The sequence below is a fragment of the Dietzia sp. IN118 genome, assembly GCF_032905965.1.
Lineage (GTDB): Bacteria > Actinomycetota > Actinomycetes > Mycobacteriales > Mycobacteriaceae > Dietzia > Dietzia kunjamensis.
Genome location: NZ_JAUMSR010000022.1, coordinates 1 through 1385, shown reverse-complemented (window position 1 = coordinate 1385; position 1385 = coordinate 1). Strand labels below are relative to the sequence as shown.

The window sequence follows — 1385 nt, the reverse complement described above, 5'->3', positions numbered from 1 at the left end:
AGCACCTACGACCAGGAACCAAAGTGGAAAGCCGGGCAGACCGGCGGACCTCACACGCCCTCCATACGGTCACGACCCACGACCATGCCAGCGACCGCCCCGGCTACTTCATCGGTGAATTGAGGTTTAGACAGTCACACAGAAGCGACCCGCTTCAGCGGACGCGAATCGGGTCAAACAATGACACTACTTTGCCGAGGGCCGCCTCAACACTCGTCGTTCGCACGATTAACATGGATTCACCAAAACGAATCACGTGGCGGGCCCGCCCCCGTTCCTACGCGTCCTCATTTGGGCTACATGGTCTCGTCCCCACGAGAAGCCGACCCCGTCGCCGCTGGCTGACGCTTGTTGCCACGACACTTTTCCTGCTGGTTCGGCGATTGCGGGCTTGTGCGCCGTCAGCGCAGAACTCCACCCATTGACTGAATCTCCCTGGCGAGTCGACGCAAGAGTAGTGGTGGCGGGGCTAGGAACGGCCAATCCGTTAAGGCCCGACAACTCACTGAGAATGGGCTGACAGGCCGCAACTTATGTCCCGGCCCCGCGCGTCTTCTGGGCGATCTACCACGCTCTCGACTCCTGCTGCTTCGCCACGCCCAGCCTCACACTCGATGGGCGGGGCCCCGAGATCGAGTGCTCTGCTCTCGACGTCGACATCACCGAAGTCGAAACCACTGCCCCACCCGGGTAACCCGCAGCCGGGGGTGGAAATCTCTCCTCGTCGTCGTCATTTTCGCTGGCGTCGGCGTCGCCGCCGCGGTCCTTCACACTCGCCCGCAGGGCGGCCAGCAGGTCGGCGACCTCGTCGTCACCGTCGTCGTCGCGCGCCTCCTCGCGCTCCTCGACCGTGAACGCCTCTCCCCCGGCGGCCTTGGCCTCGACCAGTTCCTTGAGCTGAAGCTGGTAGTCGTCCTCGTACTTCTCCGGCTCGAAATCCGCCGCCATCGTCTCGATCAGCCAGGTCGCCATCTTGACCTCCTGCGGCCGGACCTTCGCCTCCTTGTCCAGGCCCTCCAGGATCGCCGGGCGGATCTCATCCGGCCACAGCAACGTCTGCAGCATGAGGATGTCCTTGTACACCCGCAGCGCGCACAGCCGAGTGCGGTTACGCAGCGTGAACGTGCAGATCGCCAACCGGTCCGTCGACTGCAGTGCCTCCCGCATCAGCACATACGCCCGGTTCGAGCGCGACGCCGGCTCCAGGAAATAGGCGTTGTCGAAAGCCACCGGATCCACCTGGTCGGCCGGGACGAACTCCGTCACCTCGATCTCGTGGGACTGCTCCACCGGCAGGCTCGCCAGGTCCTCCTTGGTCAGGATGACCATCTCGCCGTCCTCCGACTCGTACGCCTTGGCGATGTCGGAGAACTCGACCTCCTCAC

Annotated in this window: 1 protein-coding gene; it reads right to left on the bottom strand. The window is 64.0% G+C overall.

Annotated features, from left to right (window positions below):
* Positions 1–564: 564 nt before the first annotated feature.
* The coding region (locus tag Q2K20_RS18090; protein WP_317177063.1) for a Ku protein at positions 565–1385 on the bottom strand (821 nt) is incomplete at its 5' end.